This is a genomic window from Sphingorhabdus sp. 109, from assembly GCF_902506555.1.
Classification (GTDB): Bacteria; Pseudomonadota; Alphaproteobacteria; order Sphingomonadales; family Sphingomonadaceae; genus Parasphingorhabdus.
In genome coordinates, this window is the sequence record NZ_LR732707.1 from 2,950,214 (window position 1) to 2,973,909 (window position 23,696).

Annotated in this window: 24 protein-coding genes; 10 read left to right on the forward strand and 14 right to left on the reverse strand. The window is 59.7% G+C overall.

Features of this window, described 5'->3' with window-relative positions:
- Positions 1 to 18: 18 nt before the first annotated feature.
- The 5 genes from BOSE62_RS13955 to BOSE62_RS13975 all read left to right on the forward strand — a co-directional run bounded on the left by BOSE62_RS13955 (position 19) and on the right by BOSE62_RS13975 (position 3,668).
- Positions 19 to 420: a MerC domain-containing protein gene (locus BOSE62_RS13955; protein WP_159647205.1), complete on the forward strand. Its 402-nt coding sequence runs from the start codon at positions 19 to 21 to the stop codon at positions 418 to 420.
- Positions 417 to 788: a hypothetical protein gene (locus BOSE62_RS13960; protein WP_159647207.1), complete on the forward strand. Its 372-nt coding sequence runs from the start codon at positions 417 to 419 to the stop codon at positions 786 to 788. The genes BOSE62_RS13955 and BOSE62_RS13960 overlap by 4 nt, the downstream gene beginning before the upstream one ends.
- 411 nt (positions 789 to 1,199) lie before the next feature.
- The gene (locus BOSE62_RS13965) at positions 1,200 to 1,853 is read left to right on the forward strand and encodes an ABC transporter ATP-binding protein (RefSeq protein WP_159647209.1); all 654 of its coding nucleotides are present in this window, start codon (positions 1,200 to 1,202) and stop codon (positions 1,851 to 1,853) included.
- Positions 1,854 to 1,857: 4 nt separating this feature from the next.
- Positions 1,858 to 3,153, forward strand: a complete 1,296-nt coding sequence (locus tag BOSE62_RS13970; RefSeq protein ID WP_159647211.1) for an ABC transporter permease — start codon at positions 1,858 to 1,860, stop codon at positions 3,151 to 3,153.
- Positions 3,154 to 3,161: 8 nt separating this feature from the next.
- Positions 3,162 to 3,668 carry a DUF3299 domain-containing protein gene (locus BOSE62_RS13975; protein WP_159647213.1) on the forward strand — a complete coding sequence of 169 codons (507 nt, stop codon included), beginning with the start codon at positions 3,162 to 3,164 and terminating at the stop codon, positions 3,666 to 3,668.
- Between the two features lie 230 nt (positions 3,669 to 3,898).
- Here BOSE62_RS13975 and BOSE62_RS13980 read toward each other — a convergent pair whose 3' ends face one another.
- The 3 genes from BOSE62_RS13980 to BOSE62_RS13990 are packed head-to-tail and all read right to left on the reverse strand — an operon-like array spanning position 3,899 to position 6,825.
- Positions 3,899 to 4,714: a class I SAM-dependent methyltransferase gene (locus BOSE62_RS13980; protein WP_159647215.1), complete on the reverse strand. Its 816-nt coding sequence runs from the start codon at positions 4,712 to 4,714 to the stop codon at positions 3,899 to 3,901.
- 3 nt (positions 4,715 to 4,717) lie between these two features.
- Positions 4,718 to 6,028, reverse strand: a complete 1,311-nt coding sequence (locus BOSE62_RS13985; protein ID WP_159647217.1) for an FAD-dependent oxidoreductase — start codon at positions 6,026 to 6,028, stop codon at positions 4,718 to 4,720.
- A complete protein-coding gene (locus BOSE62_RS13990) occupies positions 6,028 to 6,825 on the reverse strand; it encodes a thioesterase family protein (RefSeq protein WP_159647219.1) in 798 nt (265 codons plus the stop codon). Before BOSE62_RS13990 ends, BOSE62_RS13985 begins: the two co-directional genes overlap by 1 nt.
- 123 nt (positions 6,826 to 6,948) lie before the next feature.
- Here BOSE62_RS13990 and BOSE62_RS13995 point away from each other — a divergent pair, with 123 nt between their 5' ends.
- Positions 6,949 to 7,248, forward strand: a complete 300-nt coding sequence (locus BOSE62_RS13995) for an integration host factor subunit alpha (RefSeq protein WP_159647221.1) — start codon at positions 6,949 to 6,951, stop codon at positions 7,246 to 7,248.
- Between the two features lie 29 nt (positions 7,249 to 7,277).
- Positions 7,278 to 7,664, forward strand: a complete 387-nt coding sequence (locus BOSE62_RS14000) for a MerR family transcriptional regulator (RefSeq protein WP_159647223.1) — start codon at positions 7,278 to 7,280, stop codon at positions 7,662 to 7,664.
- Between the two features lie 25 nt (positions 7,665 to 7,689).
- Here the strand turns inward: BOSE62_RS14000 and BOSE62_RS14005 are convergent, their stop codons facing one another.
- From BOSE62_RS14005 to BOSE62_RS14015, 3 genes are read right to left on the reverse strand one after another with little or no spacing between them, the layout of a single operon-like run.
- The gene (locus BOSE62_RS14005; protein WP_159647225.1) at positions 7,690 to 8,232 is read right to left on the reverse strand and encodes a SixA phosphatase family protein; all 543 of its coding nucleotides are present in this window, start codon (positions 8,230 to 8,232) and stop codon (positions 7,690 to 7,692) included.
- Positions 8,229 to 10,964: an ATP-dependent DNA helicase gene (locus BOSE62_RS14010; protein ID WP_159647227.1), complete on the reverse strand. Its 2,736-nt coding sequence runs from the start codon at positions 10,962 to 10,964 to the stop codon at positions 8,229 to 8,231. The genes BOSE62_RS14005 and BOSE62_RS14010 overlap by 4 nt, the downstream gene beginning before the upstream one ends.
- The gene (locus BOSE62_RS14015; protein WP_159647229.1) at positions 10,965 to 11,534 is read right to left on the reverse strand and encodes an NnrU family protein; all 570 of its coding nucleotides are present in this window, start codon (positions 11,532 to 11,534) and stop codon (positions 10,965 to 10,967) included.
- Positions 11,535 to 11,620: 86 nt separating this feature from the next.
- Between BOSE62_RS14015 and BOSE62_RS14020 the strand changes: the two genes are divergently transcribed.
- From BOSE62_RS14020 to BOSE62_RS14030, 3 genes are read left to right on the forward strand one after another with little or no spacing between them, the layout of a single operon-like run.
- Positions 11,621 to 13,207 carry a lysine--tRNA ligase gene (locus tag BOSE62_RS14020; protein ID WP_159647231.1) on the forward strand — a complete coding sequence of 529 codons (1,587 nt, stop codon included), beginning with the start codon at positions 11,621 to 11,623 and terminating at the stop codon, positions 13,205 to 13,207.
- The gene (locus tag BOSE62_RS14025; RefSeq protein ID WP_159647233.1) at positions 13,204 to 13,683 is read left to right on the forward strand and encodes an asparaginase domain-containing protein; all 480 of its coding nucleotides are present in this window, start codon (positions 13,204 to 13,206) and stop codon (positions 13,681 to 13,683) included. The genes BOSE62_RS14020 and BOSE62_RS14025 overlap by 4 nt, the downstream gene beginning before the upstream one ends.
- A gap of 41 nt (positions 13,684 to 13,724) precedes the next feature.
- Positions 13,725 to 14,264, forward strand: coding sequence for a DUF1003 domain-containing protein (locus tag BOSE62_RS14030; RefSeq protein ID WP_159647235.1), 540 nt, complete (start codon positions 13,725 to 13,727; stop codon positions 14,262 to 14,264).
- Here BOSE62_RS14030 and BOSE62_RS14035 read toward each other — a convergent pair.
- The 8 genes from BOSE62_RS14035 to BOSE62_RS14070 form a co-directional block, all read right to left on the reverse strand.
- On the reverse strand, positions 14,261 to 15,322 hold the full coding sequence (locus BOSE62_RS14035; protein WP_159647237.1) for a fatty acid desaturase family protein: 1,062 nt from the start codon (positions 15,320 to 15,322) through the stop codon (positions 14,261 to 14,263). The genes BOSE62_RS14030 and BOSE62_RS14035 overlap by 4 nt on opposite strands.
- 178 nt (positions 15,323 to 15,500) lie before the next feature.
- Positions 15,501 to 16,658 (reverse strand): acetylornithine deacetylase, encoded by a 1,158-nt coding sequence (argE, locus tag BOSE62_RS14040; protein WP_159647239.1) that lies wholly within the window; start codon positions 16,656 to 16,658, stop codon positions 15,501 to 15,503.
- Between the two features lie 286 nt (positions 16,659 to 16,944).
- Complete coding sequence (locus BOSE62_RS14045) at positions 16,945 to 17,466, reverse strand: rhodanese-like domain-containing protein (protein WP_159648063.1); 522 nt, start codon at positions 17,464 to 17,466, stop codon at positions 16,945 to 16,947.
- 79 nt (positions 17,467 to 17,545) lie between these two features.
- Complete coding sequence (locus BOSE62_RS14050) at positions 17,546 to 18,511, reverse strand: hypothetical protein (protein ID WP_159647241.1); 966 nt, start codon at positions 18,509 to 18,511, stop codon at positions 17,546 to 17,548.
- Between the two features lie 144 nt (positions 18,512 to 18,655).
- Positions 18,656 to 20,488: a DUF885 domain-containing protein gene (locus BOSE62_RS14055; protein WP_159647243.1), complete on the reverse strand. Its 1,833-nt coding sequence runs from the start codon at positions 20,486 to 20,488 to the stop codon at positions 18,656 to 18,658.
- 133 nt (positions 20,489 to 20,621) lie between these two features.
- On the reverse strand, positions 20,622 to 21,314 hold the full coding sequence (locus BOSE62_RS14060) for a prolyl hydroxylase family protein (RefSeq protein ID WP_159647245.1): 693 nt from the start codon (positions 21,312 to 21,314) through the stop codon (positions 20,622 to 20,624).
- 9 nt (positions 21,315 to 21,323) lie between these two features.
- Positions 21,324 to 22,604 (reverse strand): metal-dependent hydrolase family protein, encoded by a 1,281-nt coding sequence (locus tag BOSE62_RS14065; protein ID WP_159647247.1) that lies wholly within the window; start codon positions 22,602 to 22,604, stop codon positions 21,324 to 21,326.
- A 110-nt stretch (positions 22,605 to 22,714) separates the two neighbouring features.
- Positions 22,715 to 23,662, reverse strand: coding sequence for an RcnB family protein (locus BOSE62_RS14070; protein ID WP_236554046.1), 948 nt, complete (start codon positions 23,660 to 23,662; stop codon positions 22,715 to 22,717).
- Positions 23,663 to 23,696: the final 34 nt, after the last annotated feature.

Consider the following 23,696-nt stretch of genomic DNA (forward strand, 5'->3'; position numbering starts at 1 on the left):
CGAATCCGCAAGGAAAATATGACCATGTCGCCGCAATATGCCAACCGGATCGAAACATCCGCTCTGTTTCTGTCGGGCCTGTGTGTTGTCCATTGCATCGGGCTTCCACTGCTTTTCCTTGTCGTGCCTGTGTTTGCGAATGTCTTTGCCTTTCCGGATGCATTCCATGCCTACGCATTGCTGCTGGCCGTTCCCCTGAGCCTGACATCGTTGATATATGGCGCAAGCCAGCACAGGTCGTTCACACCACTGGCAATCGGCACCTTCGGACTTTTGCTCATGGCGGTCGCGCTGAGTGAAAAATATCACCACGCGGAAGTCATCTTGACCCTGTTGGGTGCCAGTTCTGTGGCTCTGGCCCATCTTTCCAATTGGAGACGGCGCACGCGGTGTGCTGTTGCACCTGGTGGCCGGAATTGAAACGACGGAAAGCCTTTGCTGTCGACCAGCAGGTCGAGAAAATCCTGCTGCAATGCACCAGGCCCATTGGTGCCTATCAGATAGCGGAGAGGCTGCCAAAGGTCGCAACCACGCAGGTCTATCGGGCGCTGGAGCGCCTGATCGCCAAGGACAGGGCAAGGCGGATCAACGCGCGTAACCGCTTCGTCGCGATATCGGCCGATACCGATCTGATCGCCATTTGCAGCAAATGCGATGAATTCCAATTGCTGGAATGTCCCGATTTTGTCAGTGGTCTGGCGAATCTTTGCGACAGCCGGGCGTTCCGGATCAGGGAGATATGTCTGGAAATGGCCGGGACGTGCCGAAATTGCCATAACGGAGAGTAATGTTTCGCCGGTCCCGACCGGATCAATTTCGCTTGAATGGTCTTTAGTTATGATGTATCATTACATGAATGTTCCTGCGTCATTCCATTCTTTTTGCAGCAATGCTGAGCTTTGGCTTTCCCGCGCATGCATGCAGTCTCGAGGGCGGATTTGACATGCACCGGTTCAACCCATTCCAGACGATGCAGTCCGATCCAACCGACCGGTTTCGGAATGACGCGCGTAACCAGAATACCATCGGTCCCGTGCAGCTGAAAACGCCGGTTGCAAAGGAGCCGGACAACGCCAGTCAGCCGACTGAACAAATGGTGCCTGTCATGTCGAATATAAACGACCAGGGGGCTACAATAGAGGCCAATCCGCGCCAAGACGGCGGATTGCCGGCCGACAGGACGACGTTTCACTAGTTCCATGGTAATCAAAATCGAAAATCTAGACTATGCCATCAGAGGGAAGCCCCTGTTCGAAGGATTTTCGCTTTCGGTCGAGGCACAAAGCCATCATCTTCTGGTGGGGCCGTCGGGATCGGGGAAAACAACACTCATCAATCTGGTCTGCGGCCTGCTGTCTCCAGATCATGGCGAGATCAGAGTGGCGGGCGAGAATATAGCTGCCGCTTCCGAAAGCGGGCGCGATAAAATCCGCCGCGAAAATATCGGGATGGTGTTCCAGACGTTGCGTCTGGTTTCGGCGCTGGACTTGTCCGCCAATCTCTTGCTGGCCCAGCGACTGGCACGGGGTAGCACCGACGGGTCCCTGATCCACTCTCTTCTCGAGCGGCTGGGTATCGGCCATCGAGCGCGGGCAAAGCCGCACGAAATGAGCCAGGGCGAAGCACAGCGGGCGGCAATCGCCCGGGCGCTGGTTACACGGCCGCGGTTGCTGATCGCCGACGAGCCGACGTCCTCCCTCGATAAGAGCAATGCCCGCCAGGTCGCGGATCTCTTGCTGGAATGCGCTGCGGACTATGGGGTCACCTTGCTGATCGCCACCCACGACGACCGGCTGGACCCGCTTTTCTCCAATCGTATCGCTCTGACCGGGCCTGTGGCAAAGGTGGCCTGACCCGATGTTCGGACTTGCTCTTGCCTATCTGCGGGATCGCAGCCTGACCACAGCGCTCAATGTCCTTCTGTTGGGCATATCGGTTGCGATGTTGGTTCTGCTGGTGCAATTTGCCAATCAGTTTTCAAACCGCCTGGACCGGGATGCAGAAAATGTGGATCTGGTTGTAGGTGCCAAAGGGTCACCGCTGCAGCTTATCCTTTCGAGCATTTTTCATATCGACCAGCCGACCGGTAATATCCCGCTTGAAAGCCTCGCTATGGTGCGAAGCGACCCGGCCGTCAAAGAGGCGATCCCGCTGGCGCTCGGAGACAATTTTGACGGCTTCCGTATCGTCGGAACGGAGGCAGGCTATGCCCGTCTATATGGCGGTGAAATCGCGCGGGGCAAAATGTTCGAAAAGCCGATGGATGCGGTTATGGGCGCGTCGGTAGCGAGAACAACCGGCGCGCAGCTTGGCCAGAAATTCATTGGCAGCCATGGACTTGAAACCGCCGAAGGCGATGGGCAGGGGCACGATCACGCGCCCTTTACCACCGTTGGCATCTTGGCGCCAACCGGCAGTGTCATCGACCGGCTTATCCTGACGTCGATCGAGAGCATCTGGGACGTGCACGGCATAGAGCATGATCATGCTGAAACGGATCATGCCGATCACGAGGCCGCAGATCACGAAGCAGAGGAGTATAGTCATGGATCCGGCCATGAATTGGACGAACAACAGCACGCCCTGTCCGCACAGGGGCATCTGGAACCGGAAATAACCGCGATACTGCTACGCTATCGCAATGCGGCTGGCGCAATGCGCATCCCTGCGATGATCAACCGCCAGACTGAAATGCAAGCGGCATCGCCCGCAGCGGAAACCGCGCGCTTGCTATCCCTCTTTGGTGCCGGAATAGAGGGTGCACGTATATTCGCCTGGATACTTGCGGTCACCGGTGGTCTTGCCATTTTCATAGCCTTGCTGAACATGGCGCGGGCACGGGAAGGCGACCTCGCTCTCTTGCGAGTCATGGGCGCCAGCAAGCTTCAGGTGTTCGGCACGATATTACTGGAAGGCCTGATGACAGCGGCCTCGGGCGCCATCCTGGGCATCATTGGCGCGCATCTGGCGCTCTTGCTGGCCGGCCGCAATTTCCAGACATTGAGTGATCTCGGAATCAGTGCAACGCGATTCGACCCTGCCGAACTTGCAATCTTCGCAACGGTCCTCCTGATTGGCGCTATCGCCGCGCTTATTCCCGCTGCGCGCATTTTCCGCATCAACCTGGCGCTTACACTCGCCCGATCATCATGAGGCCCCCGATGAAAATTCTTTATGCCCTCATCCTTGCATCAGCAACGTTCCTGCCCGCTGCATCCGCATCCTCGGCGATGCAAAACGGCGGCAAGGTGCCGGCAGATGATGTATGGAAGCCTGCCAGGACTCCCAAGGGCGGGGTGTCGTGGGCTGTGCTGGAATCGACGAAGGAAAAAACGCGTACCGGGAAGGATGGCTATATCTATTCGAAACCGCTGTTCTCACCGGCGGTAAAATCCCTCGCCGGCAAGCGGATAAAGGTCGCCGGCTGGATGACCCCGCTGGAGCAAGGTGCCCGGCAGAAAAGATTCGTGTTGCTGGCCTACCCGCCCGGCTGCCCTTTCCATTTTCACGCAATGCCAAACCAGTTCATCGAGGTGCTCGCCGACATTCCCTTTCCCACCGATGAAAGAAAAATACATGTCGTCAGCGGCATATTGGAACTGACCGGCCAGGATGAAAGCGGAATATTCTACCGGTTGAAAGCGGCAAGTCCTGCCGGTTCCAAATGATCCACTACCGATCTCGTGGCCACTATGGAACAGGCGGATATCAGGCTGAAAATAAAAGCTTGGAGCGCCACCCATGCACTGACGATCCAATGCGCGCTGGCTGCCCATCGAACCAGCAGCAACGGTGATAATGGCCTATTGAATAGCTGTCGGCCGGGCCAGCCTTGGTTATGGTTTTGCCGGTGCTTGCGAGCCCTTGTTGGAAAAAGGTTCCCGGCGGCCCGAGAATATCATCGACCGGATCTTGTCGCGCTGATCACGAAATAGCGCAAGACGGACCGGCGATAGGCCCATTGTAGAAATCGGCCGGTCACCGCATGTTTGAGACGCGCTGGCCAATCCGCTTTTGCGCTTGCCGGGGATGTCCGGACGAAACTGGCAAAACCGGGCATCACATGCTGGCTGATATCGGTAATTCGCACCTCTTCAAATCCGGCCGTCCGCAACTGGTCCAGATAGCGGGCGCGGTGCACGATATTTGTCTCGGCAATATGCGAGCGTTTCAGCATCCAGACCAATAGCCGGTGGGTGAAGGACCCGGACCGGTGCCGATCGGACAGCATGAAATCGGTTAGCGCAATGCGGCCTGCCGGTGCGAGTTGTCGGTGTGCCTGGGCGATAAAAGCCTGCCGGCTGGGAAAATGATAGGCGCAGTCCAGCGCCAGCACATGGCTGGGCCGGTTCCCCCCGAGCGCAACATGCCACGTCTCGCTGTTGTTGATGTCGCCCTGCACAATAGCAGCCGCCTTGAAACCGGCTGCTGCGAGCTTTGTTCTGGCAAAAGCGGTCTGACTGCGGGATAGGTTGACGCCGCGGACTTCAGCCACGCGAAAATCGGTCAGCCAGAGCAACAACTGGTCGCCGCACCCGAAGCCCGCGTCGAAAACTTCCGACTGGCTATCCAGCCCGGCCTGTTCGCCGAGCAATAGCGCCAGGGCGCGGCAAGCGTCCGAATATTCCGTCGCGCTTTTCCAATATCCCAGATTTCCCCAGGACTGGTTATCACGATTGAGTGCCAGTTCTGCCAGATCGTGAAATTCGGTCATCGCTCAAACCGCAGAGGGCGTATCGGTTTTCCACGGTATGGCGGCGCCGAGATGTCCGGCAACAGCGACCGAGGAATCAACCGCAGCCTCGAGCAGGGGAATTTTTTCGGTCATATAGGAGCCACAGAGCCAGAGCCTGTTGCCCGGCTGGCAGTGCTGTTCGCGCAAGGCGATGACCGCCTTGCGGCTGTCCCTTGTTACCGTGGGCCGGGTGAATTCGACTCTCGCCAGTTCGCGATTGGGAGCGATCCTGCGTATCGGGTTCCAGGTCTGAAATACGGTCTCCTGATCCGACAGGCGCGCAATGGCCTTGGTCAGATCCACGGATACTTCGGCACGCTCGGCGTCACGCGGGACATGGTAGTTGACCGGGGAGAGGCCCTTGACCGGAGCGGGCAGAATTTCCTGATCGCTGTGTACGCTCATGCTTGACCGCTCGAAGGGTATACGGCCGAGCAGGACCCGACGCTCTTCAAAACCGGCTAGCATCGCTGCGGCCTGATGCGCCTGCGCGGCAATCACAACCTGGTCAAAATGCCGGGTCGAACCCGCTTTCGTGACCACGCGGAGCTGTTCTCCGTCCGGTTCGACCAGGGCAATCGGGCTGTTGGTCTGTAACTCGACATCGACCAGCATGCGCGGTACGATATCGTCGACGCCTTTTGCCGCGGTCATGATCCCCAGCTCGTGCACGCCGCAGGTCAGATATTCCAGCATCAGATCGGCCGGATAGTCGCGCACCGCCTGATAGCTGCACGTGCAGGTCACTGACATCATCGGCAGCAGAACGGTCGCGACAAATTCCCGGCCCGCGCCCGATTGCTGCAGATATTCGCCGAAGGACAGCTCGGCCAGGCCGGACCGGCTGACATCCCGCTTTGCCCGGGCGAAGAAGCGCCTGCTCTGCAGGCCGATGGTCCAGGCTGCGGGATTCAGCCAGCTGTTCCCTTTCAAATGGGACAAATGGACCGAACCCAGCCGGAAATTGCCGTAATGCAGAAGGACACGGCCGGTCTCGTCCGAAAATATGCCGCTATGGTCGCTGGTCAGTATCTCCACGCCGATATGGTCATAGAGGGCCAGCAGGTTGTCATAATAGCCGTGGCAGAATATCCGCAGCGGGATATCTATCCGGCTGGTGATGCCTTTGCTGGCATAATCGACGCTATGCGCACCCATGCCGGCGCGCGCCTGGCTTTCAAAAACCGTGACCTGATGATCGTCTTTCAGCAAATAGGCCGCGGACAGGCCAGCAATCCCGGTGCCGATAACGGCGAGACGGGGTTTGCCCTGCGAGTCCGCGCCGGAATCCATCAGGCGTAATAGGCCACGCTTTGCATCGCGGTTGCGATCAGTTCACGATGACTGTTCCAGATGCTCATATACTGGCTGCTTGAACCGTGATCGGCATGATGGGTGTGGGAGTCGATCAGCCACCAGCCGTCCTGCGTTGCGGGCGATTCGGCGATGAGATTGACCTGCCAGTTCATCGAGCTGACCATCGCATTCTTGTCCAGCAGACCCATGACCGAAGGCGGAAGGCTATCGCACATACAGAGAATTTCGGCCACCGGATCGAGGCCGGCGCGCTGCTTCAGCCGCATCCAGCGGGTCAGGCGGTTGGTCTTGGTGCTGGTGTCGATCCGTTTGCCGACATATTCCATATTGGATGTGAAAAATTGCGGCGGGCCGCTGTGCAGGTCGCTGTCTCCGGGCAGCGGCGGAAAGTCCGGCGCCGCAATATCATATGTCCTCACTTCGGTCGGCCGGGGGGCGGCAAAAATGAAGTTGCAGTGCAGGCCGAGACCCTTGTCGCCAAAGATCTCGGACTGGACAAAGGCACTGTTCTTGCCACGGCGCAACATTGCGGTTTCCGCGATCAAGGCACCGAACAAAGGCCCCGTAAACGCGATCTGCGTTGACCGCAGCGGCGGCAGGTCCGCCTCGATAAGGCTGGCTGCATGATAAGCGATCGCTCCGGACAGGCCGCCAAAGGCTGTCCGTCCCTGCGTCCAGCTTTGCGGTAGCGTGACCGGATTTTCGGGACCGCCGGCTCCGCATTGGCTGAGCAGGTCGGCAAGGGCTATGGGTTCAGGATGTTTGTCTGTCATCCATTCCGCTTATCGGGCTAATCGGCTGAAATCCACTGGTAAGTTTGCTGGCAACATTTACAAAAGCCGAGATTTGATTTATAGCTTTGGTGAATTTTCAGACTCTTACTGAAAGATTTTTTGATGAACTACACCAACACCCTGACCCGCGCCGATCTGGCCGATACCATGAACCGGCAGGTCGGCCTTTCGCGTGCCGATAGCGCGGTCATGGTGGAATCTATTCTCGATCATATGATCGAGGCGCTGGTCGACGGTGAGAATGTCAAGATTTCAGGATTTGGTACCTTTGTCCTGCGCGACAAGGGGGAGCGCACGGGGCGCAATCCCAAGACCGGAGTCGAAGTGCCGATTGCGCCGCGCCGGGTTCTGACCTTTCGTGCAAGCCAGACGATGCGTGACAGGATTATCGCCGCAGGTTAATGGACCCGGCGAAACCGGGGGAGTAGAGTATGACCAAGGAACTAGGGGCTTTCCGGACCATCGGCGAGTTGTCCAAAGAGCTGAACATAAAGCCCCATATCCTGCGTTACTGGGAAGATCAGTTTGCTGTTCTGGCTCCGCTGAAACGGGCGGGATCACGCCGCCATTATCGCCCGGAAGATGTCGAGATCGTCAAGACGATCAATCGTCTGCTCAATGAAGAAGGCTATACGATCAAGGGCGCCCGCAAATTTCTCGCGTCACGGCGGCGGAGGCCGGAAATGGTCGAGGATGCACCGCAGCCCGGTTCCGTACCGGTGTCTTCAGCTGAACCGGAGCCGGACTATCGCGGTCCGAGCATCGCCGAACTGAAATCGATCCGCGACCGGTTATCACACGCGCTCGATCACGCCTGAAATCCAGCCGTTTAACCAACGGTTTCTAGTCGTAATTGGGGCCCAGTTCGGGATCCAGATCACGCGGGCGGGTGAACCGGTCCAGCGAGCCGCATTTTTCGGTAATATCCGCCCAGCTGTCAATGGCGAGCGTCATCTCGGCCAGCGTGGCGGTCGGATATTTGGTTTCGACCTCGTCGCGGGCCGGCGAACTGCCGTCGTCGGGAACCAGATCAAAGACCAGATCTTCAAGACCGGGATTATGGCCCACCATCAGAACATGATCGGCATCGTCGCTGGCACCGCGCAAGACATCCAGCAAAGTCGCCGAAGAGGCGAGATAGATTTTGCGATCCCAGGTCGGTTCCATCGCCTGTCCGCTGGCCTCCTCGACATGTTCCAGCGTCTCGATCACCCGGACGGCAGGAGAGGCAAGAATCTGGTCAAAGCGGAGTCGATTGCGCTGGATGAAGCGGCCCATCACCGCTGCAGCGCGCTTGCCCTTCTTGTTGAGCGGGCGGTCGAAGTCGCGGTCAACCGGATCATCCCAGCTGGATTTGGCGTGGCGCAGGAGTGTCAGCTTTTTCATTGCAGCTTGTCATGCATCAAACTTGTTTCAGTTGAAAGACCGGATTGCGGCATATCCGATTTTGCCTTGCGGATCTCCGCCAGCGTCTGATCGAGGGGCATGCGTTCGACCGGCGTGCCTTCGGGAAAGGCCGAAAGCAACCGCGAAGGGAAGGCGGAGGACAGGATCACAAAATGACCATGGTCGTCGGTCCGCCGGATGATCCGGCCAAAGGCCTGAGCCAACCGGGCGCGGATGATCCTGTCATCATAGGCGCTACCGCCGCCGGCCATTTTGCGCGCGCGGTGGAGAATATCGGGACGCGGCCAGGGGACCGATTCCATCACCACCAGCCGCAGACTTTGGCCGGGCACGTCAACGCCGTCGCGCAGGGCATCGGTGCCGAGCAGGCTGGCCTTCGGATCATCGCGGAAAATATCGACCAGGGTGCCGGTGTCGATCGGATCGACATGCTGGGCGTAGACGGGCAGGCCGCTCTGGGCCATGCGGTCGGCGATCCGGGCGTAGACGGTGCGCAGGCGCCTGATCGCGGTGAACAGGCCGAGCGTTCCGCCGCCCGATGCCTCGATCAGCTGCGCATAGGCGCCTGCTAGCCCGGCCATATCGCCGCGTTTCACATCCGTGACGATGATGACCTTGGCCTGGTTGGGATAGTCGAACGGACTGGCGACCTCGAATTCCCGCGGCGCGTGATCGAGATGGACTGCGCCGCTGCGGGCTCTGGCGGTCTCCCAGCCACCGCCGCCCTTCAGCGTGGCCGACGTGATCATGACGCCGTGGGCGGGCTTGGTGACGACCTCGGTGACCGGGATGGTCGGATCGAGCCAGTGACGGCATATCCCGATATCATATTCGCGGCCCTCGAACCGGTCGATCATCAGCCAGTCGACAAAGTCGGGGTCGGCCGGCCCGCCGATGCGCGACAATAAGGAGAGCCAGCTCGTCAACGTGTCGCGGCGCCAGCCGAGGCTCGACAGCGCACCTTCCATCCGGGCGCGGGCCTGCGCGTCCATCCAGTCGGGGCCCTCCTCGATCAGATGTTCGATCCGCTGGCCCAGCCGGACAAGAGGCTTGAGCAGCGCGTCCATCGCAGTCGCGGCATTGGCGACGGCGTCGATCATCGGGCCCTTGATGTCGGTCAGCTCGGTTTCCAGACTATAGCCGGCGTCGGCGCTCTGGCTTTCGTCGCGGGCAAAGACCATGGCGCGCACTTCCTGCAGCAAGGTTTCGACCGGCCCATAGGGCTCGCCCTCGGCCACCCGTTGCAGCCAGCCGTCACCGGGCAACGCTTCGGCGGCCTGGCGCGCGCTTTCAATCGCGCGCCCGCCTTCCTCGTCATAGGAAGCGAGATCGGCGAGCCGCGCGGCAAGTCCGCGCCGGCGACCGCGGTTTTTGGATTCCGGGCCGATGACCCAGCGGCGGATTTCGATGGTTTCCTGTCCGGACAGGCGCGCGGCAAACATCGAATCGGCGGCGTCGAACAGATGATGGCCTTCGTCGAAGATCAGCCTTGTCGGCCGGTTCTGCTGTTCGCGTCCCCGCGCCGCATTGACCATGACCAGCGCGTGATTGGCGATGACAATGTCGGCCTGCTGGCTGGCGCGGGCGGCTTTCTCGATGAAACATTTGCGATAATGCGGGCAGCCGGCATAGACGCATTCGCCGCGCCGGTCGGTTAGCGCGGTGGCGCCGTTGCGGCGGAATAATGTCGTCAGCCAACCGGGCAGATCGCCGCCGACCATGTCGCCATCTTTACTATAGGCGGCCCAGCGCGCGACCAAATGGGCAAGGATCGCGGCCCGCCCGGCAAAGCCGCCTTGCAGCGCATCCTCCAGATTGAGCAGGCAGAGATAATTTTCCCTTCCCTTGCGCACCACGACCTTCCGCCGAAAAGTCTCCTCGTCCGGATAGATGCGCCTGGTTTCCCGGTCGAGCTGGCGTTGCAGCGCCTTGGTGAAGGTGGAAATCCATACCGCGCCCCCGGCCTGGCGGGACCAGAGCGAAGCGGGCGCAAGATAGCCGAGCGTCTTGCCGATCCCGGTGCCCGCTTCGGCGAGCAGCATATTGGGCGCGCCCCTGATCTTGCGCGGATTGAATATCTCGCTGACCGCGGCGGCGTAGCTTTTCTGGCCTTCCCGCTCTTCCGATCCTTCACCGGTCAGAGCGTCGAGCGTGGCCAGCGTTTCCTGCTTGTCGACGGTGATCGAACGGGGCGCGGGGCGCGGGGCCTCTTCTTCCCATTCGTCGAGTTTCGAAAATAGCCAGCGTTCGGTCCCCACCGGTTTGGTCAGCCTTTTGCCGACCTCCTGCGCCCAGGGCCAGCGCAGCCGGTAGAGTGCCTGCGCGCTGCTCCACGCGCCTTCCCGCTCTTTCCAGAAAGGCGCTTCCAGCCCGTCCAGCAGCAGGCTCGCCGCTTGCCGATAGAAAGCCGCGATATCGGCCTCCTGATCCGGCGGCGCCAGACCCAGCGTCTTGGCCAAGCCAGAGGGAGTCGGAACTACAAATTGCGCCGGGTGGATGAAAGCGTAAAGCTCGAGCAGGTCCAGCCCCGAGAGATCGGGATAGCCCAGCCGCTGCCCCAGAAGCGGCGCATTGAGCAGAATATGCGGTGTTTCCGCCACCCGGCCAATAGCCTCGCCCTTGCCGATCGCACGGGTTTCGCCCTTGCTCGAGCAAATCCAGATGCCGCTATGGCTGGCATGCAGCGCGGGGTAGGGGAGTGATGCGACCATTTAGCCGCCGACGACCGGTACGCCAGCGATCCACGGATGGACCAACATCAGAATGGCATAGAGTATTGTCACAATCACCAGACTCAGCAATTCGCGGCCTGCTGTAGCGATCTTGGCCGGCTTTACCCATGCGCCTTCGTTGCGGGAAATGGTGATGATCGAGACCAGCGCCCATAGGCCGAGCCCGCCGAACAGCATCAGCGACTTGTTGTCGCCATTGGCCAGCAGATGGCCGACCGCCCAGATCAGAACACCGGTCAGCATCGGATGGCGGATCCATTGTCTGATCCGGGACGAACCCTGCGCAGCGCCCAGCAGCAGGATCGCGACAAACATCAGCGTCATATTGGCATGACGGCCCCACGCCGGTGGATCATAGACGAATTCGGCCGGAGTTGAGCGCCAGCCAAAGATTATCAGGGCGAGCGAAACCAGCAACAACAGGGCCACCAGACCCTTGTGCGGGCCTTCACCGATAGCGTCCTGAATCGAGGCGCGCAGGCCCGGCGTCACCGACTTCATCAAATGGACCAGGCTCCACAGCAGAACCCCCGTAATCAGCATTGCCATGTTCAATCTCCCGCTTTTGTTGCGTTCTACCTTGCCATATAGGCTAAGGCTACTATTTGCGCAGCATTGACTGAAAAGGACAAATTGTGACCGATTATCGCGAAGCAGCTGAAAATTCCAAAGCGTGGCCGTTCGAGGAAGCCCGCAAGCTGCTCAAACGCTATCGTGGAGAGCGTGGCGCACCGGCACCCAAACCGGGTGGCGAGCCGATGCTGTTCGAGACCGGCTATGGTCCCTCGGGGCTGCCGCATATCGGCACGTTCAACGAAGTGCTGCGGACCACGATGGTCCGCCATGCCTATGAAACGCTGACTGGCAATCCGACGCGGCTGATCGCGTTCAGCGATGACATGGACGGTTTTCGCAAGGTGCCGACCAACGTCCCCAATCAGGAGATGCTGGCCGAACATCTGCACAAGCCGCTGACCCAGGTGCCGGACCCGTTCGGGAAGTTCGAGAGCTTCGCCGCGCATAACAATGCGATGCTGCGCGACTTTCTCGACCAGTTCGGTTTTGACTATGAATTCATGTCCTCGACCGAGCAATATCGCAGCGGCGCCTTTGACGAGACGCTGAAGCTGGTCCTCGCCCGCAACCAGCAGATACTCGATATCATGCTGCCGACCCTCGGCAAGGAGCGGCAGGCGACCTACTCGCCGATCCTGCCGATCAGCCCCAAGACCGGCCATGTCCTGCAGGTGCCTGTCGAGATCGTCGACGCCGAAGCCGGGATTGTCCGGTTCGAGGATGACGGCGAGATGATCGAGCATAATGCTTTGACTGGCGGCGCCAAGCTGCAGTGGAAGGTCGACTGGGCGATGCGCTGGACCGCGCTTGGCGTCGACTATGAAATGTACGGCAAGGACCTGACCGACAGCGGCGTGCAGTCGGGCAAGATTGCCAAGGTATTGGGCGCGCGTAAGCCCGAGGGTCTGATCTACGAGATGTTCCTCGACGAAAAGGGCGAGAAAATCTCCAAGTCCAAGGGCAATGGTCTCAGTCTCGAGGAATGGCTGCGCTATGGTTCCGAGAACAGCCTCGCTTTCTATATCTTCCGCGAGCCCAAGTCGGCGAAGCAATTGCACATGGGCGTGATCCCCAAGGCGGTGGACGAATATTTCCAGTTCCGCGCCAATTGGCACGACCAGGCGCCAGACAAGCGGCTCGGCAATCCGGTGCACCATGTTCACAATGGGGACGTGCCAACCGATACGATCCCGGTCACCTTCGGTCTGCTGCTTAACCTCGTCGGCGTGATGGGCGATGCGGATCGCGAGCAGATCTGGGCCTATCTGCGCCAATACGCGCCGGACGCGACGCCAGAGCGCTATCCCGATCTCGACGAACTGATCGGCAATGCGATGGCCTATCACAAGGACTTCATCGCTCCGACGCTGCACCGGCGCAAGCCGGAAGGCGTCGAAGTGCCGGCGCTGCAGCGGCTCGGCAGTGAGCTAGCGGAACTGCCAGAGGATGCGCCGGCCGAGGACATCCAGAATATCGTCTATGCCATTGGCAAGGAAGGCGGCTTCGACAATCTGCGCGACTGGTTCAAGGCGCTGTACGAGACTCTGCTCGGCTCTTCGCAGGGCCCGCGCATGGGTAGCTTCATTGCGCTCTATGGCCTGTCCAATAGCCGCAAGCTGATTGCCGAAGCACTGGCGTCGTCATGATCGATATTTTCACCACCGGCGGGACGATCGACAAGGTCTATTTCGACGCCTTGTCGGAATATCAGATCGGTGCGACGGCGCTGCCCGACATGTTGCAGGAGAATAACGTCTTTGTCGCCCACCGGGTAACGCAGCTGATGCGCAAGGACAGTCTCGAACTGACCGATGCGGACCGGGCGGCGATCCATGACGCGGTGGTGGCCAGCGATGCCGACAAGATACTGGTGACCCATGGCACCGACACGATGGTCGACACGGCGCGGGTGCTTTCCGGCATCAGCGGCAAGACGATCGTGCTGACCGGTTCGATGCAGCCGGCGTCGCTGCGCATCAGCGATGCCCAGTTCAACGTCGGCTTTGCCCTCGCCGCGACCCAGACCCTGCCGCACGGCGTCTATATCGCGATGAACGGCGAGGTCTTTGACCCGGCGAAGACGCACAAGGACCGCTCGGCGCACCGGTTTGTCCGGGACTAGGATCATGTCCGGCACATAGGGACGGCAACGGGGAGTTTGGGATGGCAAAGCGCACGGTCGAGCAACTCAGCGAGCAGCTGCTCAACAAGCCGCTGGCGGCGCTGTCTCCCGAAGAGCGGGGCGTTCTCGAAGCGATCGTATCGCGGGAGATCGTTGCGGATGATGCCGGAATATTGGCCGACGAGCAGACCAGTTTCGGTGAACGTCTGTCCGACAAGGTGGCGGCGGTTGGCGGTTCCTGGGGCTTCATCATCACCTTCGCGCTGGTCCTGTTCGGATGGATGCTGCTGAACTCGGAAATATTGACCCGGTTCGATGCCGCCTTCGACCCCTATCCCTTCATCTTCCTCAACCTCATGCTCTCGACGCTGGCCGCCGTTCAGGCCCCGATCATCATGATGAGCCAGAACCGCGCCTCCAACAAGGACCGGATCGCCGCCGCGCACGACTATGAAGTCAATCTGCGGGCCGAGCTCGACATCATCCGCCTGCACGAGAAAATCGATCTGCTGATGCTCGAGAAGATCGCGAAGCTCGAGGCTGATCTTGGCGAGATCAAGACGGCGGTGCAGTCGGCCTAGGCAGCAACCGGCCGTGTCACTGTCCGCAAGACCTCGGCATAGCTGTTCGCGATCGTCATCCGTGGGCCATAGCCCTTGGCGATCAGCAGTTCGTGCGCCCTGGGCAGATTATAGCAGGGCACACCCATGAACAGATGATGCTCGCTGTGATAATTGACCCAATAGGGCGCCAGCGTCATCCGCATCAGCATATTGGCCTTTGTCGTGCGCGCATGGCTGAACGGGTCATCGCCGCCGGTGGTGGTGCAGGCATGTTCGGCGATATTGCGGATCCGCAGGATCAGCTGGAACGTGGTCGCCAGCGCGGCCAGCCAGATCAGGAAGGGAATGATGCCTAGCGTCGCCAGACTGACCAGCAGCACCGCCAGCTGGATCAGCAGGAAGCGGCCGACCGTCCGCGTGGTCCGCTTTGCACCGTCAATATCGACTACCGGCGCGGCGACACCGGCGGCACCGTTGCGGTTGAGCGGCGTACCGGCAGATGTATCGCGCTTGGCCGGAGGAGTGGTATCGCTCGCACCCGACAGCATCGTCTTGAGGCCCTTCCACGCCACCGCGAACTGATTGCTGCGCTGCTTGAAGAAGGTCTGCCCGGTGAGGTCGCGGATGACCTTGCGTTTCATGCTGGCGGGCGTCGTCGGGAAAGCCGCGGACAGGCCAAGGTCCGGATCTTCGCTCTGCTGGGTGAAGCGGTGATGGGTCAGATGATAGGCGCGATAGCTGTGCAGGTCGCTGCCGGTCGCCGAACCGGTGATCCACTGGCCGAGAAAATTGTTGATCTTGCGTTTCGGATGGAGCAGCCCGTGCGCGCCTTCGTGCATCAGGATCGACAGGCCGAGCTGTCGCCCGCCGATCAGTACCAGCGCTAGCGGCGTCGCGATCAGGCCGGCCAGCCAGTGCCATTGCCAGAGCAAGGCCGTTCCACCCGCGACCAATGCCACCATCAGCCAGGCGTGAATCGACAGCCAGAGACCGTGCCAGCGTGACACGCGGGTCAGTGCTTTCCACTCTTCGGACGTGAAAATCTCGTTGGGTCTGGCGGCTTTTACAGCGGGCATATTGCTATCCTTTTCTCATCCCAATATAGCTGTTTTCCGCCGATTTTACAAATTTCGGCAATGCCGTAGCGTTACGCTGAAGTGGCGGCGATTCGCTTCTTCGAGGCCAATCCTAGGACGGGCCTCCACGCAACCGCCCTTCGACCGGTTCAGGCCGAACGGCAATTCAGGTGCGCCTTCACACCAGTGCCTCGGCCAACCTCTCCATGAAATCCGCGCCGCGTGCAAACTGGTCGACCGCCAGATATTCATTCGGCTGGTGTGCTTGCTCGATTGATCCTGGGCCACAGATCACGGTGGGAAAACCGGCCTGCTGGAACTGCCCGGCCTCGGCGGCATAAGAGACAACGCCCGAGGGACTATTGTCGCCGGTCAGGCGGCGGACAAAGGCCTCGGCTTCCGCGGATCCGGCCGGAGTCATCGGCGGCGCGTTGGACAGGCGCGTTATGGTGACGCCGGCCTCGGGAAAGGCTCCGCGCATCTCGCTATCGAGCGCCGCAACCTTCGCTTTGAAAGGCGCCAGTACGGCTTCCGGATCAACCTCCGGGGGGCAACGCAGATCAAAGACAAAATGGGCCCGGCGCGCGAGAATATTGGCCGCAGTCCCGCCTTCCATCCTGCCGATGGTCAGTGTTGCGTGTGGTGGAATGAAGGGCGAGGCCGGATCGGCTTCCTCCCACAATTTGCGCGCCAGTTCGGCCAGATCGTGCATTAACTCCACAGCCACCATATTGGCGGACAGGCCAAGATGGGTGAGGCTCGAATGGGCTTCGTGGCCCAGCACCTCGACCTCGTGCACGGTGATCCCCTTGTGACCGCTGATCACCTTCATCATCGTCGGTTCGCCGATGATTGCCAGCGCCGGGCTCGGCAGTTTTGCCGCCATCTCTTCGATCATCGCCGGTGCACCGAGGCAGCCGACTTCCTCGTCATAGCTGAAAGCGAGATGAACCGGCTTCGCGCAGTCTTTGAACAGCGGCACAGCGGCCAGCGCCAGCGCGATAAAACCCTTCATATCGCAAGTCCCGCGCCCGTGCAGTAGCCCGTCCCGTTCGGTGACGGTCCACGGATCGCTATCCCAGTCCTGTCCGTCGATCGGTACGACATCGCTATGGCCGGAGAGAATGACGCCGCCTTTCCCATCGGGACCGACGCTGGCGTAAAGATTGGCCTTGCTGGCATCCGCACTAACGACCCGCGCCGATGAAACGCCATGGTGACCAAGATAATCCTCGACCCATCCGATCAGTTCGAGATTGCTGTTTCGCGACGTGGTGTCGAAGGCAATCAATGTGGCGAGAATTTCGCGAGCGGCGGGGAGCAGAGCGCTGGTCATGGGGCAATGATCTTTACAAAGTTTACAGTGTTAAAAGAAAAAATGCTAACTGGCTCGAAAACGGCAAAAAATGGCGGTTTCGGAGACGAAATACTGAATATGACCATGGGGTGCGATTATCACAACAAGCGGGATGTAGGACAGCGAATTCTGCATCAAGGCCCTCCTTCCGGGAGCAAGGAGGTATAGCTGTTCCACTGCTTGTGTATACATTGTAGCGAAGGCCTCTGGGACGGTCGGTCATTCTCCCTGACGGGAAACTGTAGCTAGCCCGGCCAGAAACTATTCAGGAGCCAGGCGCATCGCTTACCCACTGCACCATCGGATCATGGAGATCGACGACGGTGCCCAGTTCGTAAATGTTGCGGTAGCCATAGCCGTAGAGATTGATGAAGGTCGGGATGTTCAGCGCCAGCGGTGCCCGTTTGAGCTTGATCGGCCGGATATTGTTGCTGAAATTATTGTTGCAGTAGATCAGGATTTCCCGGTCGAGATTGGCGCCGATCACGGCGCGCAACTTGCTGTCGGTAAAGTCGGAAAAGGGCAGATTGATCGCACCGGCCATATGACCCTCGGCGAAGGCCGCGGCAGAACGGGTGTCGAGAATGAGCGTTTCAGGCCTGGCTGCCCGCCGGCGGAATTCAGCCAGATCGATCAGCCGTTCCTGCCGTTTTGCGGCGACTTCGTGGCTCAGCGCGAGAAACGCGGGATAGTCGATCTGTTGCGTGCTATCGGAAGCGGCCTGCAGCGGCGAGGCTGACAGCATGGTGGCCGCAACACACACCAGCAGCAGTCCGGAATTTCGCATCACGCATTCTCCTCGCAAAGAAGCGGAATATCCTTCCCTTATTTTGAACTGACCCTGAACCCGGCTGGATCCGATCGATCTAATGCCCTGTTCCCGCCAATTCCTCGGCAATGAAGTCGAGAAGGTCGCTCTCGATCGGGTCCAGATTCTGGTCGGCGTGAATTTTGCCATGCAGCCAGCTATTCTCGACGATGGTCAGCTTGCGTGCCTGCTCGACGGCATCGATATGACCGCATTCTGCATTTTTTCCGCCGAATATATCGCTGTCGAACACTTTCCGGAACGTCCCGCCAATGTCGGTATCTTTCATCCGGCCGAAAAAGCCCCTGACGCTCGGCTTGTTGTCGTCCATGAACCGTTCGAGACGCGCCGCTTCTGTTCGGCACAGCATTTCATATTCGCCATAGGCCATCAGATAATTGCCGACCAGCTGGACGAACAGTTTCGGCCAGTGCTTGCTATTGTCTGCACCGAGCGTGGCATCCTTGATCCGGAACAGCATGTCGGCTTCGTTGCGGCTGATCCGCCCGGGACCGTCGGAGCCCGCGGCGTAGCAAACGCGGCGGAGTATCTGCACTTCGCTGTCGCTGACCGATCCGGGTTGTAAAGCGCCGCCATCGCGGCTCGGACCCTTGCCGGTCAGGACGGTGTCCTCAATCTGCTTGAGTACATAATCCTGCAGGATTTCCGGCGTACCGGTGGCCTTTTCCATCGTGCGGACGAGCAGTTCCAGCTCCGCGGCGGATTCGACTTTGCCGTCATGGTCGATTCTCTGCATCAGCCAACGGGCATTATCTTCGCTGACATAGCCCTTCGGCTCCGTCTGCTGGACAATATATGCAGTGATTGCGGAGACGAAAAATTCGAGCCACTCTCCGCCCGGCTGGCTGTCCAGATCGTTGATTTCGAAAAGCAGCCCGGCTTCATCCGCGCTAATCACACCGTCGGGCCAGATCTCCTTGCGCAACGACATGACATCTGCCGCGCTGATTGCCTGTCTGGCTTTGATATCCCCGATCAGTCCCGATACGTCCATTTTCATCATATTCATCCCGCTGGTTCGGGATTGTGACTAGATGAAATTGCTTAAAATGCGGTTAGTGCAAATTTACGGCTGGCCCCCGGAGATCATGCCGGTATGAGGGACGTTCATCCTCCATACCGGCTTCTATTGACGGGAAGGCTCCGGTCAGACCTGCGACTTGATCCAATCGCGGATCTTGCTTTCCAGCACGGTCATCGGCAGCGCGCCGGTGTTGAGCACCTGATCATGGAACTCGCGCGGGTCGAACTTGTCGCCGAGCGCGTCCTGTGCCTCTTTTTTCAGCCGCTGGATGGTCAGCGCGCCGATCTTGTAGGCCAGCGCCTGCGAGGGAATGGCGATATAGCGTTCGACTTCGGCGGTTGCATCGGTTTTGCCCATGCTGCTGTTGTCGAGCATATACTGGATCGCCTTGTCACGGCCCCAGCCCTTGCTGTGCAGGCCGGTGTCGACGACCAGCCGCATTGCCCGGAGCATCTCGTCGTCGAGATGGCCGAAGCGCTGGTAGGGGTCGTCATAGAGCTCCATCGGGAAACCGAGTTTTTCCGCATAGAGAGCCCAGCCTTCGACAAAGGCGGTGTTGCCGCCAAAGCGCATGAAGTTCGGCAGGTCGGTATTTTCCTGGGCCAGAGAAATCTGGAAATGATGGCCCGGTGCGCCTTCGTGCAGATAAAGCGTGGTGATGCCAGAGGTGTTCCGCGAGGGCAGGTCATAGGCGTTGAAATAGAAGACGCCGGGACGCGAGCCGTCTGGCGTGCCACTCTGGTAGGAGCCGCCAGCCTGGAATTTCTCGATCGATTCATCATAGGGCCGGATTTCCAGCGGAGACTTTGGCAACACCTTGAACTGTTCGCCGATTTTTGCGTCGACCTTCTTGCCCATGTCGTAATAGGCCTGGGTCAGCGCTTCGCGGGATTCGGGGTGAAATTGTTCGTCGGTGCGCAGAAATTCGAAAAATTCCGACAATGTGCCGTCAAAACCGACCTCGGTCTTGATCGCTTCCATCTCGGTCTTGATCCGCTTGACTTCGCTGAGGCCCAGATTGTGGATATAGTGGGCTTTCAGCGGCAAGGTGGTCGTGTTCTCGATCATGTTTTCATAAAGAACCGCACCGCCCTTCATGCTCGACAGGCCGACTTCGTCGCGCGCTACGGCGAGATATTCGTCTTTCAGGAAATCATGCATCCGCTGATAGCTGGCGAAAATATCCTTGGTCGCCGCTTCATATTCCTTGGTCAGACGCGCCTTGTCAGCGTCGCTGAAATCCTCGGGGAAATTTTTCGTCGGCGCCATGAAAGGGCTGTTCTCGAGGCCGAGACCGATCTGCGTGGCAAGCTGTTCGATGACATTGGTTATCGTCAGCTTGGTCTCGACAACACCGCTGTCCATGCCTTCGCGGAAACGGTCGATCGAACGGTCGCCAATGGTGATAAACTGCTTGTGCCGCTTCAGATTGTCTTCGTAATTCTTCACCGTCTTGAACGGCGCGCCGCCCTTGCCGGATGCAAAATTGGGATAGAATGTGTGAAAGCCGCTGAAATGGTTGACCGGCCGCACGACAGTCAAAGCCATGATTTCATCGGAATAGCCTTTCAGCGCCTGCTGCTTCGTGCGTTTGAACACATCATAGGCGATTTTGTCGGTGGCGCTCAGCTGGCTGCGGTCGATTTTCATCAGCGCCGAAAGTTCGGCGGTTTCGGCGGCTTTCTCCTTGGCGAAATATTCGTCGGAAATATAATCGCCCAGCTGGTCGGCATAGCGTTCGTCGCCACGGAACAGCGCGCCGATCGGGTTGCGCCTGAGATTATCCTCGTCGCTTTTGGCGAACAGCGCCTTCAGCTTCTCGCCCTCTGTCATTTCCGCGGCTTCGTGATGCTCCATGGTTGCCGCGCCGGTTGCGGCGAGCGGCTGGGCCATTGCAATGCTGCCGGTTGCGAGCAGGCTGGTGCCGAGCAGAAGCGCGAGAGAATTCTTGGTCATATCTGGTTCCTATCCAAAACTGTTATGCCCAGCTAACACGCTATAGTTTCGCCCGCAACGACTTCGCGCAAAGCGGGATGTCGTTAATCGAAGCCGGTCGGGCGTTCATCGGGAAAGGGCCCCTTGCCGGAGATCAGCTTCCGCCCCACCGGTTGAGTCGGAACCATTTGGTGATGATATATTTCGTGCCCTGCTCGACCGGCGTTCCGGCGTGCAACGTTTGGATATTGGGCGTCCCGTCCGGCTTCATATTGTTCCAGATCAACGCCATCCCGCGGCGCGGTTCAACCTCATATTGCAGTTGCGGGAAGGCCGTGGCGCCTCCCTTTTCCGGCTCGTTGAGATAGACCATCGCGGTCCAGCTGCGCTGGCCGCCGTGCGGACCTTCATATTGCCAGTAGGATTCGCTCTGGTGAAAATAGTCGTGATGGTCCTTGAACTGCTGGCCCTCGCGGTAGCGCTGGCCCTGCAGGATTTCGCTATGCGATTGCGGCAGGCCCAGCAGGTCGCAGATCGACTTGTCGATGCGCTGGATGTCGGGGTTGGCCGGATCGACATTGCAGCTGTAGCTGGTGCGGTAGCCGTTGCGCTCGCTGCCCTTGTACAGGGTCGAGGGCTGGCTGTTGCTTTCGATCATGTCGATCAGCAGGGCGCAATCGGCGTCGCTGAGGAAATTCTGGTGGACGTAGAGTTGCACAAAGGGGCTTTCCAGCCACTGCACGCGGGGATGCGCGTTGAGCCTTTCGGTGACCTGCTGGCCGAGCTGCGCCATGCGCTGCGGGCTGGCGAATAATTCCGTCTGCTTTTTGGAAAAGACCTTGGCCATGGTCGCCGCCTAGTCGATGACGCGGCCGCGGACCATCACCCAGTCGACCGTTTCCAGCGTCCGGACATCGTCCAGCGGATTGCCGTCGAAGGCGATCAGGTCGGCGGAATAGCCGATGGCGATCCGCCCGATTTCCTGATCCATGTCCAGCGTTTTGGCAGCAATGGTGGTGGCGCTGGCAATGGCTTCGCGCGGAGTGAGTCCGGCATCGACCATCAGCTGCAGCTCCTCGGCATTGCGGCCGTGGTTAAAGACGCCGGCGTCGGTGCCAAAGGCGATCGGCACGCCCAGTTTCTTCGCCAGCGTCACCGCTTTGCCGACACGGCCCATGGTCATCCGGATCTTCTCCTCGACCACCGGCGTGTAAATGCCCTTGTCCAGCCTTTCGCTGACACCCTTGAACGCCATCAGCGTCGGTATCAGGACCGTCCCCTTGTCCTTCATCACCCTGAGCGCGGCCTCGTCGGCAAATGTGCCATGGTCGATCGTGTCGATACCCGCCCGCGCCGCCGCCTCGATGCCGCGCGCACCATGGGCATGGGCCATGACTTTCAGGCCGAGCGAGTGGGCGGTGTCGGCGATCGATTGCATTTCTTCGCTGGTAAACTGTGTGTCCAGCCCTCGGCCCTGTTGCGACAATACGCCACCGGTGGCGGTGATCTTGATAATGTCCGAACCCGCGCGCGATGCCTTGCGAACCTTTGCAGCGCATTCGACCGCGCCGGTGCAGCTATAGCCTCCGGTCAGCAGATCGTTCACCTCCTCGGTAAAGCCCGACACATCGCCATGGCCACCGACAATCGCCAGGGCGGGGCCGGCGGCGATGATGCGCGGACCCGGAATGATCCCCTCGGCGGTACCCCGGCGCAACGAGAAGGCGCTATATTGCGAAGAACCAGCCTCGCGAACCGTGGTGAAACCGGCCTTGGCGGTCACCAGCGCATTTTTCGCGCCGACGACCACGCCCCATTCGGCCGGTTCTGTGGTGGCTTTCCAGAAATCGCCACCGGGATCGCCGGTCAGATGCACATGAAGGTCGATCATGCCGGGCATGACGGTCTTTGTGGAGAGATCGATGATGGTGGCTACGGCATCATATGCTGCGTCCGGCCCGCGCCGGATCTCGGCGATCCTGCCATCCCGAACGATGATCGTTGCCGGTCCGCTCGGCTGCGCGTCAGCATCGGTCAGCAGATTGCCCACGCGAATGATCTGGTCCTGGGCAATGGCACCGGCGGGTAACATTGCCAGCGCCAGGGTTAAAATGGTCAGGCCGAGCGCGCGTATCATCTTCAGTCTCCTCTTGTCCTGACGCACTTCTGCTTGGCGGCCCCGCATGATGCAACAAAAAACCCGCCGCCCTTCCGGGCAGCGGGTCTCGTGGTAGCGTTTTTCCAGTCCTACCAGAAAAAGTCGTAGATCACGTCGATGACTTCGCCGCTATAGGTATCGACCAGCAGGACATCGTCATAATAGCGGATCCAGCGGGTACCCGCATAGGCCGTGGGCAGACGGTAGCGCCAGGGATCGTTGATCCAGTAACGCGATCCGTAAAAAGATGCGCCCAGAAAGACCCCGATGTTCCAGCGGCGGTAGCTGTGCGACCGATAGGGTGAATAATAGCGTCCCAGCCGGTAATAGCTGCGGTTGGCCTGGCGGTAACGCCGCCAGTCATAGCGCCGGTCCTGGCGCCAGCTGCGGTTCCAGTTGCGATTGTTGCGGTTATAATTGCGGTCATTTCTGACCTGACGGTTGTCGCGGTAGCGGCGATCAATGTGGCCATCCCGATTACGGTCTACCCGCCGGTCGACGCGACCATTGTTGTTGCGGTCATAGCGCCGATCAATCTGTCCGTCGCGATTGCGGTCGTAACGCCGGTCGACCCGGCCATCGCGGTTGGTATCGCCCCGTCTGGCTGCGCGCCGGTCTGCGGTGCGTCGATTCTGGGTGGCCGACCTGGTGGCCGCGCGCTGCCTGTCGACGCGCCGTTCCCGCTGGGTTGCCAGATTGACATTGCGGTTGGCGGACTGTTCCGCGCGGGTGGCCCGACGGGTCTCGCGCGTTTCGTTGCGGTCGCTCCGGGCTGAGGACCGGCTTTGCCGACTCACATCAGCCTGTCCCCGATTATTTCGGGTCTGCGACCGGGCCTGTCCGCGGTTGCCCTGACGATTGGATCGATTGGCGCGACGCTCGCTGCGGCCTTCGCGCTGCAGGGCGACGTTGCCGGTCAGATCGACTTTGACCAGTCCGGGTGTTTTGTTGAGATTGGGCGCAATTTCCGCGGCGGAAGCGGCGGCTGGCGTCAACATCGTGGCCGCCATCAGGCCGGGGACTAAAAATATACGCATGGCTTTCTCCTGTTGCTGGCGACTCCATTTGCCG